The organism is uncultured Corynebacterium sp. (genome assembly GCF_937999985.1).
Lineage (GTDB): Bacteria > Actinomycetota > Actinomycetes > Mycobacteriales > Mycobacteriaceae > Corynebacterium.
Window position 1 is genome coordinate 1 of sequence record NZ_CALLDG010000104.1, and the last position, 14,128, is coordinate 14,128.

Annotated in this window: 16 protein-coding genes; 10 read left to right on the top strand and 6 right to left on the bottom strand. The window is 64.0% G+C overall.

Annotation, left to right across the window (positions count from 1 at the left end):
- Positions 1–502: 502 nt before the first annotated feature.
- Positions 503–2,074, top strand: coding sequence for a replicative DNA helicase (dnaB, locus tag Q0331_RS04780; protein ID WP_298075333.1), 1,572 nt, complete (start codon positions 503–505; stop codon positions 2,072–2,074).
- A 41-nt stretch (positions 2,075–2,115) separates the two neighbouring features.
- On the opposite strand, the gene Q0331_RS04785 is transcribed toward dnaB, so the two are convergent.
- Positions 2,116–2,607, bottom strand: coding sequence for a MarR family winged helix-turn-helix transcriptional regulator (locus Q0331_RS04785; RefSeq protein ID WP_298075335.1), 492 nt, complete (start codon positions 2,605–2,607; stop codon positions 2,116–2,118).
- Positions 2,608–2,654: 47 nt separating this feature from the next.
- Between Q0331_RS04785 and Q0331_RS04790 the strand changes: the two genes are divergently transcribed.
- The 3 genes from Q0331_RS04790 (at position 2,655) to Q0331_RS04800 (ending at position 3,832) form a co-directional block, all read left to right on the top strand.
- Positions 2,655–2,795, top strand: coding sequence for a hypothetical protein (locus Q0331_RS04790; protein WP_298075336.1), 141 nt, complete (start codon positions 2,655–2,657; stop codon positions 2,793–2,795).
- Positions 2,796–2,858: 63 nt separating this feature from the next.
- The gene (locus tag Q0331_RS04795) at positions 2,859–3,386 is read left to right on the top strand and encodes a CrcB family protein (RefSeq protein WP_298075337.1); all 528 of its coding nucleotides are present in this window, start codon (positions 2,859–2,861) and stop codon (positions 3,384–3,386) included.
- Positions 3,383–3,832, top strand: a complete 450-nt coding sequence (locus Q0331_RS04800) for a CrcB family protein (protein ID WP_298075338.1) — start codon at positions 3,383–3,385, stop codon at positions 3,830–3,832. Before Q0331_RS04795 ends, Q0331_RS04800 begins: the two co-directional genes overlap by 4 nt.
- Positions 3,833–3,867: 35 nt before the next feature.
- Here the strand turns inward: Q0331_RS04800 and Q0331_RS04805 are convergent, their stop codons facing one another.
- Positions 3,868–4,371, bottom strand: coding sequence for a hotdog fold domain-containing protein (locus Q0331_RS04805; RefSeq protein WP_298075339.1), 504 nt, complete (start codon positions 4,369–4,371; stop codon positions 3,868–3,870).
- Positions 4,372–4,503: 132 nt separating this feature from the next.
- Here Q0331_RS04805 and trxA point away from each other — a divergent pair, with 132 nt between their 5' ends.
- The gene (trxA, locus tag Q0331_RS04810; RefSeq protein WP_034985479.1) at positions 4,504–4,875 is read left to right on the top strand and encodes a thioredoxin; all 372 of its coding nucleotides are present in this window, start codon (positions 4,504–4,506) and stop codon (positions 4,873–4,875) included.
- Positions 4,876–4,900: 25 nt separating this feature from the next.
- Here trxA and Q0331_RS04815 read toward each other — a convergent pair whose 3' ends face one another.
- Positions 4,901–5,959, bottom strand: a complete 1,059-nt coding sequence (locus tag Q0331_RS04815) for an NAD(P)-dependent alcohol dehydrogenase (protein WP_298075340.1) — start codon at positions 5,957–5,959, stop codon at positions 4,901–4,903.
- A 210-nt stretch (positions 5,960–6,169) separates the two neighbouring features.
- Here Q0331_RS04815 and Q0331_RS04820 point away from each other — a divergent pair, with 210 nt between their 5' ends.
- The 4 genes from Q0331_RS04820 (at position 6,170) to Q0331_RS04835 (ending at position 10,390) form a co-directional block, all read left to right on the top strand.
- Positions 6,170–6,745 (top strand): DUF6230 family protein, encoded by a 576-nt coding sequence (locus tag Q0331_RS04820; RefSeq protein WP_298075341.1) that lies wholly within the window; start codon positions 6,170–6,172, stop codon positions 6,743–6,745.
- Positions 6,735–7,739: a DUF6114 domain-containing protein gene (locus Q0331_RS04825; RefSeq protein WP_298075342.1), complete on the top strand. Its 1,005-nt coding sequence runs from the start codon at positions 6,735–6,737 to the stop codon at positions 7,737–7,739. Before Q0331_RS04820 ends, Q0331_RS04825 begins: the two co-directional genes overlap by 11 nt.
- A 135-nt stretch (positions 7,740–7,874) precedes the next feature.
- Entirely contained in the window at positions 7,875–8,675 is an 801-nt protein-coding gene (locus Q0331_RS04830) for a PspA/IM30 family protein (protein ID WP_298075343.1), read from the top strand.
- A gap of 134 nt (positions 8,676–8,809) precedes the next feature.
- Complete coding sequence (locus Q0331_RS04835) at positions 8,810–10,390, top strand: MDR family MFS transporter (protein ID WP_298075344.1); 1,581 nt, start codon at positions 8,810–8,812, stop codon at positions 10,388–10,390.
- 160 nt (positions 10,391–10,550) lie between these two features.
- Here the strand turns inward: Q0331_RS04835 and Q0331_RS04840 are convergent, their stop codons facing one another.
- The 3 genes from Q0331_RS04840 to Q0331_RS04850 form a co-directional block, all read right to left on the bottom strand.
- Positions 10,551–11,309, bottom strand: coding sequence for a decaprenylphospho-beta-D-erythro-pentofuranosid-2-ulose 2-reductase (locus Q0331_RS04840; RefSeq protein ID WP_298075345.1), 759 nt, complete (start codon positions 11,307–11,309; stop codon positions 10,551–10,553).
- A 78-nt stretch (positions 11,310–11,387) separates the two neighbouring features.
- Entirely contained in the window at positions 11,388–12,800 is a 1,413-nt protein-coding gene (locus Q0331_RS04845) for an FAD-binding oxidoreductase (RefSeq protein ID WP_298075346.1), read from the bottom strand.
- A gap of 131 nt (positions 12,801–12,931) precedes the next feature.
- The gene (locus Q0331_RS04850) at positions 12,932–13,258 is read right to left on the bottom strand and encodes a hypothetical protein (RefSeq protein WP_035003588.1); all 327 of its coding nucleotides are present in this window, start codon (positions 13,256–13,258) and stop codon (positions 12,932–12,934) included.
- Between the two features lie 24 nt (positions 13,259–13,282).
- Between Q0331_RS04850 and Q0331_RS04855 the strand changes: the two genes are divergently transcribed.
- Positions 13,283–14,104, top strand: coding sequence for a hypothetical protein (locus Q0331_RS04855; RefSeq protein WP_298075347.1), 822 nt, complete (start codon positions 13,283–13,285; stop codon positions 14,102–14,104).
- Positions 14,105–14,128 lie beyond the last annotated feature (24 nt).

Here is a 14,128-nt window from a genome sequence, read left to right on the forward strand (position 1 = left end):
ACACCGTACTCCAAGGTTGTGCAGTGTGTAGGAAAACCAATATTTTACTTCCGCTTAGGAAACTGAGTATGAAGGGTGTGTGGCGGTGGCCGCGGTACCGGTTGTGGTAGCAACCGGAGCGCCGGCTGTGACGGCAACCGGAGCGCCGTCTGTGACGATGGCCGTGAACGCGGTTACGGCGGTGAATAAAGTGTGAATAATTTAAGGATTTGGGCGACCTGGGGGTTTGTATGAGCGCGATCGCCTGGCCTGCAGGTTTGTTTATCCCCAAGTTATCCACCGATGAAAAGAGAAGCTTTCACACCAGTCACACGCCTCTGACCTGCGGAAATGGGGAAAGGTGCAGGTGAGAGCGTCGGCTATCCACAGGTTATCCACAAGCCATCCTGGGGGATTGGGGGTTATGCACATTTCCTCCACAGGTATATTCACAAAGCCTGTGGATAACTTGTTTTGTATTGCCGCTTAGGGGTTGTCCAGCCCTGCCATTAAAGTGGTCGGCATGAGCAAAAATGCAGGCATGAACTTCGACGACGGCGCCCCGCTGCCGGAGGAACCTTTCGACGATTTCGGCGGCCCCAGCGACTTCGGCGCCGGCTCGGGAGGTGGCTTCGGTGCTGGCTCGGGCGCCGGGGGAGCAGGCGGCTTCCAGTCCTCCGGTCGTCGCGGCGGGGGTTTCCAGGGCGGTCGCAGGGGCCGTGGCGGCCAGGGCGGCCACGGTGGCTCCCAACAGATCGTCCGCGAGATGCCGCAGAACCCGGAAGCCGAGCAGGGTGTGCTCGGCGGCATGATGCTGGACAAGGACGCCATCGCGGATGTCGTTGAAGTCCTGGTCGGCGACGACTTCTATGTGCCGAAGCACAAGACCATTTTTGACGCCATACTTCAGCTGTACGGCGAGGGTAAGGAAGTAGACCCGGTCATCGTCAGTGGTCGCCTGGACCGCGATGGCGTGCTGAGCTTCATCGGCGGCGCTGATTACCTGCACAGTGTCGTCCAGAAGACTCCGACCTCGGCAAACGTCGGCTACTACGCCTCGATCGTGCGGGAAAAGGCCACGCTGCGGCGCCTGGTGCAGGCAGGCACCACGATTGTGCAGCTGGGTTATGCAGGCACCGAGGGGGCGGACGTGGATAACGTGGTGGACCGCGCGCAGCAGGAGATGTTCGCCATCACCAACGATGCCGCGAAGGAGGACTACGAGGTCTTCGCGGAATTGGTCGCCTCCACTGTGGGGGAGATCGAGCAGCTGGAGAGCCAGGATGGCGTGGAGATGGGTATCCCCACCGGCTTCGCTGACCTGGATGATCTGACGAATGGTCTGCGCGGCGGCCAGATGGTGATTGTCGCGGCCCGCCCGGGTGTGGGTAAGTCCACGCTGGCGCTGGACTTCATGCGTTCGGCGTCGATCCAGCATGGCAAGGCATCGGCGCTGTTCAGCCTGGAAATGAGCAAGTCCGAGGTCATGATGCGTATCTTCTCCGCGGAGGCGGAGGTGCGCCTGGCTTCCATGCGCGGCGGCAAGCTGACCGACGACGACTGGGATCGCCTAACGGTGCGCATCGGCGAGATCGAGGACGCGCCGATCTACATTGACGATTCGCCGAACCTGACGATGATGGAGATCCGCTCGAAGGCGCGCCGCCTGAAGCAGCAGGTAGATCTGCAGTTGATTGTGGTGGACTACCTGCAGCTGATGTCCTCCGGCAAGCGGGTGGAGTCGCGCCAGCAGGAGGTCTCGGAGTTCTCCCGTCAGCTGAAGCTGCTGGCCAAGGAGGTCAACGTGCCGGTCGTTGCGATCTCGCAGCTGAACCGTGGCGTGGAGTCTCGTGGCGACGACGCGCTTCCGCGTGTCTCTGACCTGCGTGAATCTGGTTCTCTGGAGCAGGATGCCGACATGGTCATGCTGATTAACCGCCCGGATTCGCAGAACCCGGACCACGAGCGCGCGGGCGAGGCGGACATCATCCTCGCCAAGCACCGTGGTGGCCCCATTGGCACGGTGACGGTGGCCAACCAGCTGCAGTTCTCCAAGTTCTCCGACATGGCCCGCGACATTAGCCCCATGCCGTAGTCCGGGGCGCTGGGCTCGGCGTCCCGCGCCCCGCGCCGCGCCTAACGTTGCTCGTTCAGCTTCGCCAGGATCGAGTAGAACTGCTCAATCTCCGCGTCGGTTAGCCGGTCAAATACCAGCTCGCGCACCTTCGCCACGTGGCCGGGCGCGGCAGTAGTGATCGCGTCGAGACCTGCGGGTTCAAGGACAACATAGGCTCCGCGCCCGTCGGCGTCACAAGTTTCGCGGCGCACAAGACCGCGCTTCGACATGCGCGTGATCTGGTGCGACAAGCGCGAACGGCTCCACTGCATCATGTTCGCTAGCGCGACGATTCGCTGCTGGTGGTTCGGCGATTCCGAAAGATGCACCAGAACCTCGTAGTCCGAAAGCGACAGGGCAGTTTCCGCCGCCAGCTGGTGTGCCAGCTCGGCATTGATCTGGATGTGGGCGTTGAGCCACGCTCGCCACACCTGCTGCTCGCGGCTGCTCAGCCACAGGGTTCCCGCATTCGCATTCTCAACTTGCGGGGAAGAGGTGTTTTCTCGTGTCATGTTCACCATTATCGCATATCAGTCAATATCGGTGACACATCAACTAAGTGGACGTAGGTTGGGACCCAGCGCATCAAGAGAAGTACCCGCAGATCACCTTCACCTCCACGGACATCACCGCCGGCGGCGTGCTCGTCTCCGAGAAGATCACCCTGAACCTCGACATCTCCGCCGTCAAGCAGGCCTAACCTGCCCGGCCGCCCGGCTGGCCTCTTGGCCGCTTAAGCGGCTACCTGGGTAACATTGCACCCATGAAACGCCTCCCGCCCGTCGCCCTGGTTTTCCTCGGCGGCGCGCTGGGGGCGATTGTTCGTTGGGCGCTAACAGTCTGGATCCCCGCACTCGGCGACCCGACGCGCGTCCCCGGCGCGGCCGCACCGCTGAACGTCACCGGCGGGATCCCCCTCGGAGATATCGCATTGCTGGTGGTCAATGTCCTGGGGGCGCTCCTGCTGGGCCTTCTGGTCGGTATGATCCCGGATTCTGCCCACCCGCGCCGGGCGTTCTGGGGCACGGGGCTGCTCGGTGGTTTCACGTCGTTTAGCTCGCTCGCTGCGGCTATTGACGCCCCCACCGACTCAACTACCGCCGTCCTCATCGGGGGAGCCTACGGTTTGATCACGCTGGTGCTTGGCCTGCTTGCGGCTGCGATGGGGTTGCGCCTCGGGCGGGATCTGCATCTGCTGGCGCGACTACGACACGGGGGCCGTGCAGCCCAAGCAGACAGCGGCGCCGGTGCTGGCCCTGAGGCCGCGCCGGGGGACGGGGGCACGCGATGAGCACCGGAGCAACCCTCGTGGAGCTGCTGGCCGTCGCCGTCGGTGGCGGAACGGGCGCGGCCGCCCGCTATGGCCTGGATACTTACCTGAAGTCCCGGCGCGGCTGGGCACCTCTGTGGAGCCTGGCGGTGGTGAACCTCCTCGGCACCGCCCTGCTGGGCCTGGTCCTTGGCCTCACCTCGCAGCACGCGGCGGGCATTGGCGGACTGGGTGGGTCAGTTGGCGCCGACGGGACCGGGGCGACGAGCGCGGCCGGAGACATCCTATTCCCCCTGGTAGGAGTGGGTTTTGCCGGTGGTTTCACCACGTTTTCCACGGTGATGGTGGAGGTCTTCACCCGATCCCAGCCCGCCCGCCGCATCGGCGGCGTGGTGGCGATGACCGTTGCCTGCTGCGCGGTGTTTTTCCCCGCGCTATGGGGCGGGGCGGCGCTCGCGGGCGCCTAGCCTGCCGCGATATATGCGGCAGCGCCTAGCATCTGCTACTTCTTGGCGGTCACCCAGATGTCGATCTCCACGTAGGTGGATTCCTTGCCCTCATCGTCGGCGAAATGGATTTTTACCGGCACGGTCTGGCCGCCGGACTCCTTGGTGATCTTCTCGAAGTCCGGCAGTTCCGCCGTCGCGGTGGCCGTCAGGCTGCCCTTTGTCTTCTTCAGGTACTGCGTGCGCATACCCTGCGGCAGCCAGCGGTGCGTGTTGGGGATGGACGCCTCAGCCAGCATCCCCATTGCGAACTCCGCCACGTTGCACGCCGCAATGGCGTGGAAGGTTCCGATGTGGTTATTCAGCAGCCACCACTTCTTCGATTTCACCTTGCAGTAGCCCGGTCGCAACTCCTGCAGACGGGGCTGAACGGTGAGGAAATAGGGCGCCTTGGCGCTGGCTGCCAGCGAAAACAGACCGTTGCCAAACGGCTTTTTCGCAAGATTCTTGTACATTTTGAAAGTGCTAGACGGATTCGCGTTGGCGTCATAAATAGACATAGTGAGAACTCTAACGTGGAATAAAGCGTGCGTTGCGTAATGTTGGAAAACATACGCGCCTCTTTTCGTCGGGGCGCCGCGAAGAAGTAGTGACCGAGTTTTGGACTACGCACTCAACCCGAAGGGATAGAAATGGCGACCACTGAAATCACCGGAGCAAACTTCCAGGAAACCGTGCAGGGCGACGGCATCGTCGTGCTGGATTTCTGGGCAGACTGGTGTGGTCCGTGCAAGCGCTTCGCCCCCATCTTCGAGCAGGCCTCCGAGGAGAACCCGGACGCCGTGTTCGGCAAGGTAGATACCGAAGCTAACCAGGAGCTTTCCGCAGCCCTGCAGATCCAGTCGATCCCGACCCTGATGCTGTTCCGCGATGGCGTGCTGCTGGCCCGCGAATCCGGCCTGCTGCCGGGCAAGGCCATCAACGAGCTGATTGCCAAGGCCAAGGAGCTGGACATGGACGAGGTCCGCAAGCAGATCGAGGCCGAGCAGGGCGGGGCGCAGTAAGCGCTTGGGCTACAAGCCCCCGGCGCTACAGTGTGTTGACGTCGATGACGAAACGGTAGCGCACATCCGAATCCAACACGCGCTGATAGGCCGTGTTGATCTCCTCTGCCGGGATGACCTCCGTCTCCGCGGTGATGCCGTGGGCGGCGCAGAAATCAATCATCTCCTGGGTCTCCCGGATACCACCGATAGCGCTGCCCGCCACGGAACGGCGCTTACCGATCAGCGCACCAGCGCTGATCTGCATTTTCTCCGGCGGCAGCCCCAGCATCACCATGGTTCCGCCACGCGCCAGGGTGGAAATAAACGGCGCCGGATCCAGCGGAGCGCTGACCGTATTAATGATCAGGTCGAAGCTCGCCCTCAAGGGTTTGTGCCAGCCCTCCTCCTTGGTAGCCACATAGCGGCTGGCACCAAAGGCCATGCCATCGGCCTCCTTGGACTTCGAGTGGCTGAGCACCGTCACGTCCGCCCCCATCGCCGCGGCCAGCTTCACCGCCACATGCCCCAGGCCGCCCATGCCGACCACCGCCACGCGGGAACCTTCGCCCACGCCCCAGTGCTTCAGCGGGGAATACGTAGTAATCCCAGCGCACAATAGGGGAGTGGCCGCCGCGGCTGCATCCGACTCCAAGTCGGCGAAAGCCTCCGGGATGCGGACCAGGAACTCCTCCCGGCAGACGATGTGGGTGGAATAACCGCCCTGCGTGATGGTGCCGTCGATGCGGTCCGGCGCGTTATACGTGCCGGTCGAACCGTTCTCGCAGTAGTTTTCATCGCCTTCGCGGCAGGCATCGCAATCCAGGCAGCTATCCACCAGGCAGCCGATGCCGACCACATCGCCGGGGCGGAAGTTCTGTACCTCCGCGCCCACTTCGGTGACCTCGCCGATGATCTCGTGGCCGGGGGTCATGGGGAAGTTATCGTGCGGCCAATCGCCATTCACGGTGTGAATATCCGAGTGGCAGATGCCCGCCCAGCGGATCTTGATTAGGCAGTCGTTGGGGCGCAAATCGCGCCGGGAAATGGTGGATTTCTCCAGCGCCTCGCCGGCGCCGGGGGCTGAGTAACATGCAACGTCCATGCTCCCCAGGCTACGCAGGTCCCGCGTGTGTGGTGCAGGCATGCGTGGTGCGTGTGCTCCAGCCCTTCCCGCGCAGCGCGGATTCGCAGGGCCTGCGCTGGGGTGCGGGCGGGCGCGGCCTAGAGGGCGTCAATAAAGAGAACGGCGATTCGCGCAACGGTGCCACGGCGGGGATAATGTGTAAGGGCTTTACAACAGGAGGCACGAAGAATGGGACGGATCAACGGCAAGAAGGCCGCAGTGGCGCTGACCGCCGGGCTGGTCGGCTTCGCCGGCACGGGAATGGCCGTGGCGAAGGGCGGTATCTCTGCGAACCTGGCGCTTTCCGGCTCCTTCTTCACCGTGACGATCGGCGGCCTGTCCGGGCAGGATTTCTCCCTGTTCATGGATAACGACGCGAAGGGCGACGACCACTTGCCCGTCGCGCGCGTGAAGATTAAGCAGGCGAAGGCTTCTGACCTGTGTCTTTCCACAACCGTGCCGGACCTTCCCGCCGTCGGCGAGGCTACCCTTTCGCTGCGCGCCAACGGGCAGAACAGCGTTGATGCGGACGACCTGATCGTGGGCTCCACTGACATTAAGGGCAGCCTGCGGATGGCTGACCCCAACCTTGGTATTGACGCCAGCCAGGTCAACCCCGAAGCGCCGAACGACGCCTGGGGTCTGCACTCGAAGGACGTGCAGGTTGTGGCGGACAAGATCATTGCCACGTCGGTAGGTGCGAAGCAGCTGAACGTTTCCGGAGTGGAGGCGAACGTGCGCCGAGGAACCGAGAATGCCTGCTAAAGGGCGGTTAGCGCGCTTCGCCGAGTGGCGCCGCAACCGACCGTTCGTGCCGGGGCTGTTGGTGCTGCTTTCGGGTGTTGTGATTATGACGCCCGCGTATCTAACGCTGCGCATTTCCGACCTACTGGTGATGATCTCCACGCTGTCGGGGGTTTCCACGCTCTTCCTGGGCGCGGCGCAGATCATGTTCGCACTGGGTATTTGGCTGAAGCCTGCCACGGCTCCCTACCTGGGGGTTTTCGCCATTCTGGTATCCCTGGTGGCGCTGCCGGCCTCCAATATCGGTGGGTTCTTGTTGGGTTCGCTGCTGGGCATTTTCGGCGGGGCGTTTGCGCTGGCGTGGGAGTCGGGGGAACCGGGGGAGCGGAAACCGAAGAAGGCTCGGGGCGAGGGCAAGGAAAAGGACGGGGGCTCAGGGGGTGGATACTCCGCGACGGTCGCGGCCCTGCTGGTGGCGGTGGGGATTGCGACCGGCGTGGGCATCCTGAATGCGAATGCCCCGTACAGTGTGGCCCAGCCCGCGCGGGTGGGCGACGTCGGCCAGGTCACCGCAGACAATGTGACCTTCAAGGGGAACGTGCACATCGGCGTGGATTCTGTAGGCACGGAGCACGGCGGCCGCGACCTGCTGCGCATCACTGGCGACCGGCTGGAGATCAAGAACCTGCAGATCAGGCTGCCCGGACAGTGGGGTGACGGGCTGATGCAGACCGGCCCGGATGTGGAGACCTACGTGATCGAAGGCCCCGTCGTGGTGGAGGCAACGTCCTTGGAGGCCGTGCCCGCGCTGGCGGAGATCTCCACGGTGCCGGTGAAGGTGGACATTTCCGCTGGTGCTGGGGATGTGCTGCACCAGCTGGGCCTCGTTCCTAGCGAGGCGCCGATCCCGGACCCGGTGATGGAGGTCGTCTCCCTGAAACAAGTGAAGCTGGACTTGATGCACCTGACCGGGCGGGACATGAACGCCCCGGTGGTTCACCTGTACCCGCTCTAGTGGCGGGCTTGACCCCCGCTCCCGCTTTCGCCCCGTGCGTCACGCGGAAAGTCAGTACGCTGGGATGCAGTTAACTTAAGCAAACCACTAAATCCCGACTAAGTACCGACTACATCCCGACACAGGAGTTTTCCCATGGCGAATCCATTTTCTAAGGGCTGGAAATACCTGATGCAGTCCCTCGATACCAAGATCGAGGAGAACGCGGATCCCCATGTGCAGATCCAGCAGGCCACGGAAGCGGCCCGCAAGCAGCACCAGCAGATTTCCGAAAGTGCAGCCCGCGTGATCGGGAACCGCAACCAGCTGGAAATGAAGATGAACCGCCTGCAGGAAGATGCGGAGAAGCTTTCGGATAACGCCCGCACCGCCATTCAGCAAGCCGACAAGGCCGCGGCCGATGGCGACCAGGCCAAGGCCAACGAGCTGAACCAGACGGCAGAGCTGTTCGCATCCCAGCTGGTCACGGTCGAGCAGCAGCTCGAGGAGACCAAGCAGCTGTACTCCGGTGCGGAAGAGGCCGCCCGCCAGGCGCAGCAGCAACAGCAGCAGTCCGCTGCCCGCCTCGAGGATCAGATGGCGCAGATTAACCAGCTGCGTTCCCAGGTGGATCAGGCGAAGATGCAGGAAGCCACCGCGAATTCCATGCAGCAGATGGATGGACTGGTGCAGAACGATGACGTGCCGACCCTGGACAGCGTGCGCGAGAAGATCGAGCAGCGCTACGCCCAGGCGCTCGGCAGCCAGGAACTCGTCGAGAACTCCGTGCAGGGGCGCATGTCGGAGATCGAATCCGCTGGTAACGACATGCGCGCTAGCTCCCGCCTGGAGGAAATCCGCGCCCAGATGAAGGCCGAGAACGGTGCGAACGCTCTCGAGCAGGGCGAGGGGAGCGGTGACGGCACTGGCGAGAGCCAGGGCGAGCTGGAGCGCTAACCCGCCCACCCCGCTGGGCTCGCCTACCTTGCGGGCACCACTCACCCCTCTGCGGTCAGTAAACCTGGTGTAAAGTATCCAAGGTTCGCGGGTGCGCCAATGCACCCGCCTTTTACATCGTAGAGGGGATATTTTTGTCTGAAGAACTTTTTTCTGACGCCACCGACTCCGACCGCGCGGAGCACTCCGCCCCTCCCAGCGAGCCCACGTCTGGCGCAAAGCTCCTAATCGGCGTGCTCGTCGCCGCGGCTTTCGTGGTGATTCTCAACGAGACCACCCTGGCCGTGGCTCTGCCCGTTTTGATGGGAGAGTTTGGCGTCACCGCCGATGCAGCGCAATGGCTGACCACAGCATTCATGCTCACGATGGCCGTGGTCATTCCGATGACCGGCTACATCATGCAGCGTTTCCGCCTGCGCTCGATCTACGCGACGGCGCTGACGACCTTCCTGGTCGGCACAGTCCTCGCGGCTGCGGCGCCGACGTTCCCGATCCTGCTGCTGGCGCGTGTGATCCAAGCCAGCGGCACGGCACTGGTGATCCCGATGCTGATGACCACCATCATTCGGCTGGTCCCCATTAACCGCCGCGGCGCGGTGTTCGGCCTGGTCTCGGTGGTTATCGCGGTGGCTCCGGCACTGGGGCCGACTTTCTCCGGCGTGGTGCTGGAGGCCTTGGGCTGGCGGTGGATCTTCATCCTCGTCGCCCCGCTGGTGCTGATTGCCTTGGTCGCGGGTCTGTTCCTGGTGAAGAACTTCGAGGAGCCGAGCCGCCCTTCCCTGGACGTGCTCTCCGTTTTCCTCTCCGCCTTCGGCTTTGCGGGTCTGGTGTACGGCCTGGCCGGCCTGTCGGAGCTGGCCGATGGGGTGCCGGTGCAGCGCCTGATCATCCTGGCTGCGGGCGCGGCGATCCTGGTGGTGTTCTTCCTGCGCCAGCGTTCCCTGGAGCGCAGCTCTAAGCCGGGCGCCACTCCGCTGTTGAACCTGCAGCCGGTGCGTGTGCGCGAGTACAACCTCTCGCTGGGGTTGCTGCTGTTCACGTTCTCCATGCTCTTCGGCTTCATCATTCTGATGCCACTGTATGCGCAGAATGTCGCGGGTCTGTCGGAGCTGAAGACTGGCATGGTTTCCCTGCCCGGCGGCCTGGTCATGGGCCTGCTGGGCCCCGCGGTCGGCCGTGCTTACGATGCGCGCGGTACTCGCCCGCTGATTATCCCGGGCAGCATTTTGATCACCATCGGCATGATGGGCTTTGCTGCCCTGGAGCAGACGGAGCACTTGTTTTCTTGGGTTGGTTCGGGCACGTGGCCGGCGTTTGTGCAGCTCATGCTTGTTACGGTTGTGTTGAACTTGGGCATTGCTTTGATGATGACGCCCCTTATGTCCAACGCCCTGGCGGCCGTTCCGGACTCTTTGGCTTCCCACGCGCAGGCAATTTTGAATACTTTCCAGCAGGTTGCCGGCGGCGCGGGAACGGCGATTTTCGTGGCTGTGATGACTTTCGCTTCCGCGCGCTATGCCTCTAGCAATGCTGAGGAGCTGGCGGGCCTGGGCGCCACGGATCCTGCTCTGGCCGAGGCGCAGGTGGTGGGCCAGGGCATCCACGTGGCGTTCTTGGTTGCGGCCTTTGCCTCGGTGGCGCTGATGGTGGCCTCGGCGTTTCTAAAGCTGGACGCGAAGGATTCCGCGCACCCGGGCGCGCCTCGGGAGGTCTAGTTTCGGCCCTCTCCGCGCTGACTAAGCCTGACATGCGAAAGCGCCGCACGCCGGGAGGCGGGCGGCGCTTTGCACTGCGCGGGCCGGGGCCAAGAGCTCCTTCAATCCGGCTCTCCCGGTCGGCGCCGAGCGGAACCTCGGCCGGGAGGCAGGGTGTCGCTTAGAGAGGCAGTTTGCGCAGGATCGGCAGCGGCAGGTGCTTCAGGATCAGCATGATCGGGCGGAACAGGGGGTGCACCCAGATCAGGGACTTGCGGTTATCCACGGCCTTGGCGATGGCCTTGGCCACGTCTTCCTTGTCCACGGTCAGCGGCGCATCCTCCAGGTCCTTGGTCATGTTGGTGCGCACCTGGCCCGGGCGTACGGTCAGCACGCGCACGCCGGTGCCACGTAGGGCCTCGTTCAGCATGCGGTAGAAGCCATCCAGGCCGGCCTTGGTGGAGCCGTAGACGAAGTTGGAGCGGCGCACCATCTCACCTGCAACGGTGGAGAACGCCACGATCTGTCCGTGGCCCTGCTTCTTCATGTAGTCCGCCAGCAGCACGCCGACGGAGACGGCGCCGGTGAAGTTCACCTGCGCGGCCTGCACGGCCAGCTTCTGGTTGGTCCACTGCTTCTCGTTATCGCCCAGGATTCCGAACGCGACGATGGCCAGGTCCACGTCGCCGTGGCTGAAGATTTCCTCGAAAACCTGCGGGTGGGATTCGAAGTCCACTGCGTCGAAGGTGACGGGTACGACCTCGCTGGCACCGGCGGCGTTCATGCGTGCGGTGGCGTCATCCAAAGACTCGCCAGCACGGGCGGCCAGGATCACGCGCGCGGGGCCGCGGGAGAGGAACTCCTCGACGACGGCGAGGCCCATGTCGGACGCACCGCCGAGCAGCAGGATGGACTGGGGTTTGCCAACGGCATCAATCATTGTGACTCTCTTTCGGTGGGCTGCGAACTTAATTCGCAGGCAGGGGAGCTATTTCGGGCAGTTTGTGCGGGGCAGCGACTAGAGCTCAAGGCGGCGGGACATGTCGGAGGCGAAAACCCCCGTCGGGTCGATGCGCTTGCGGGTGGCCAGCCAGCCGGGCAGGCCGGGGTACATCTTGTGGAAGTTCTCGGCGGAAGTGCGGGACTCCTTGGCCAGGTACAGGCGGCCGCCGAATTCCATCACGCGGCGGTCCAGGTCGTCCAGGAAAGCACCCAGGCCCGGCTTGATCGGGAAGTCCACGCAGACGTTCCAGCCCGGCATCGGGTAGCTCAGCGGGGCCTTGTTGCCCTCGCCGAACAGCTTGAACACGTTCAGTGCGGAGTAGTGGCCGGAAGCCTGGATGTCGCGGATGATCTCCTTGAACGGCTCCACGGCCTCCGTCGGCACGACGAACTGGTACTGCAGGAAGCCCTTGGAACCGTAGCCGCGGTTCCATTCGCCGATAAGGTCCAGCGGCTGGTAGAACTGCGTGAGGTTCTGCACCTGGTTGCGGTACTCGCCGGACTTCAGCCACCACAGCTCGCCGATGGCCACCATGGACAGCTTGTTCATGGTGAAGCTCGGGAAGATATCCGGCACGGTCATTAGCTGCGGTGCCTTGAACTTCAGCGGATCCTTCGCCAGCTTCGGCGCGTACTCCTTCAGCTGATCCAGGGTGGCCAGGGAGCCGCGGGAGATCGCGGCGCGGCCCAGCTTCGGCTCCGGGCTGATCGCATCGAACCAGGCGGAGGAGTAGGTGAAGTTGTGCTCCGAACCGTCGGAGTGGAAGGCGATGGTTTCGTCCAGGGAGTGCGTCATGTCGCCATCGGCGATGAAGTACGCGGTCTCCGTCTTCGTCATCTCAATGGTCGCGCGCAGGATAATGCCGGTCAGACCCATGCCGCCGACGGTGGCCCAGAACAGTTCGCCTTCCGGGTCGTCCTCGGAGCCCTCCGGGGTCAGGTGCAGCACGCGCCCGTCGGCCACCAGCAGCTCCATGGAGCGGACGTGGTTGCCGAAGGAACCCGCGGAGTGGTGGTTCTTGCCGTGGATATCCGGGCCGATAGCGCCGCCGATGGTCACCTGGCGCGTGCCGGGCAGTACCGGCACCCACAGGCCGTAGGGCAGGGCGGCCTTCATCAGCTGGTCCAGCGTCACGCCAGCATCCACGTCCACGAGGGCGGTATCGGGGTTGATGCTGTGGATCGTGTTCAGCTGCTGCATGTCGATGACGAGCCCGCCGGCGTTCATAGCCGGGTCGCCGTAGCTGCGGCCCATGCCGCGGGCGATTACGCCACGCTGCAGGTGGCTGGGCTTATCCGCGTTATCGTCGGCCACGCGCGCGACGGCGGCGGCAATCTGATCGACATCCTGTGTAGACAGAACTTCGGCGGTCGTGGGGGCAGTGCGACCCCACCCGGTGAGGGTACGAGTGCTGGTGTGCAATTCCATGTTCTCTACCCTAGCGCCCGGCTGCGACAACCCCTGGGCGCGGCGCAGCGTGGGACTCAAGTTGCCAGCGTTTTCGCAGTTGCGGTGTGGGCGGCGTCACTAAGAAACAGCGAGACAGAGTTAGTAGAGGGCTAGTAAAGCTCCATGATCTGGCGGATTTCCTCCGGCAGCTCCTCGGGCTCGGTGATGGTGGGGCCGTCGTATTCGCGCAGGATGTCGCGCACGCGCTGGCGGCTGGTGCTGTCGAGGATGGGCAGTTCCTGGGCCATGAGGCGAGTCATGAACTCGTTGAGCGGCAGGTTCGTGCGGGTGGAGGCCTCGTAGCTGCTTTCCTTACCGACGCCACCGACTCGCACCGGCGCACTCCTGTGTTCCTGTTCGGCGGGGGAGAGCTTGGAGCGCTTGAAGAGTTTCGCGGCGGCGGGGAACCTATCAAAAACAGCCATGGGGAAGATCATAGTCGGTGGTAACCTCCAATATCGATGAGCACTACTGCCCCTGAAAGCACTGCCGCCGAGTCGGGTGTCGCCGCGAGTACCGCGGTCCCTGGTACGACCCCCGCCGCGGCTCCCGGCGCGCCCGAGCCCGTCCGCTACGACCCGATCATGGTCGTGGCCGCCGCTGGCCCCGCCGACGACCCGACCTTCGCCATCTGGCAAGTGGAAACCGACCCCGACGTGCAACTCGGAGACTTTTCCGGCGCTTGGCTGATCGACGGCGCAGGCATCCATGGCTTTGCCGCCAGCGTGGACTGGATCGAGGGAACCGACGACCGCGCGGCCATGCTCACCGCCCTGCTGCGCTATCCCGTGCTGTTTGTGGGCGACCAGGCGGCCGCGAAGGCGCTGCCGAGCGACGTTGCGCTGGTTGATGTGGCGGCCACGGAGGTTGCTCTTAATGACGCCCTCGCCTCCGCCAAGCAGCACTTCAGCGACGAGTTCCCGGGGAAGAAGCAACCGGCGTGGGGGAGCTTCCGCACGCTGGAGGAGTTCCGTGAGGCCGAGGCTGGCGTGGCTGGCAGTGGTGCTGGTGGCGGCGCGGGCGAGGGCGCGGGTGAGCGCGCCGGAAGCCGCCTCGGGGAGAGCGCTGGCGCTGCTAATGGGGGCGATAGTGCGGCTAACGGGAGTGGCAGCGCAGCTGAGCGCGAGGCCGTGGCGGCGGCTCTGCAGGAGGCCGCCGCGCTGCGCGGCTGGATCGCTCAGTACAACGCCTTCGACAAGTTGCGAGTCCGCCGTCTTGGTCCTGTGATCAGCGAGTTTGTGACGGCTCAGACGCTGCCGCTGGTTCTTGCCCAGCGAGGTTAGCTGGGCGCTATTACGCTTGGGAAC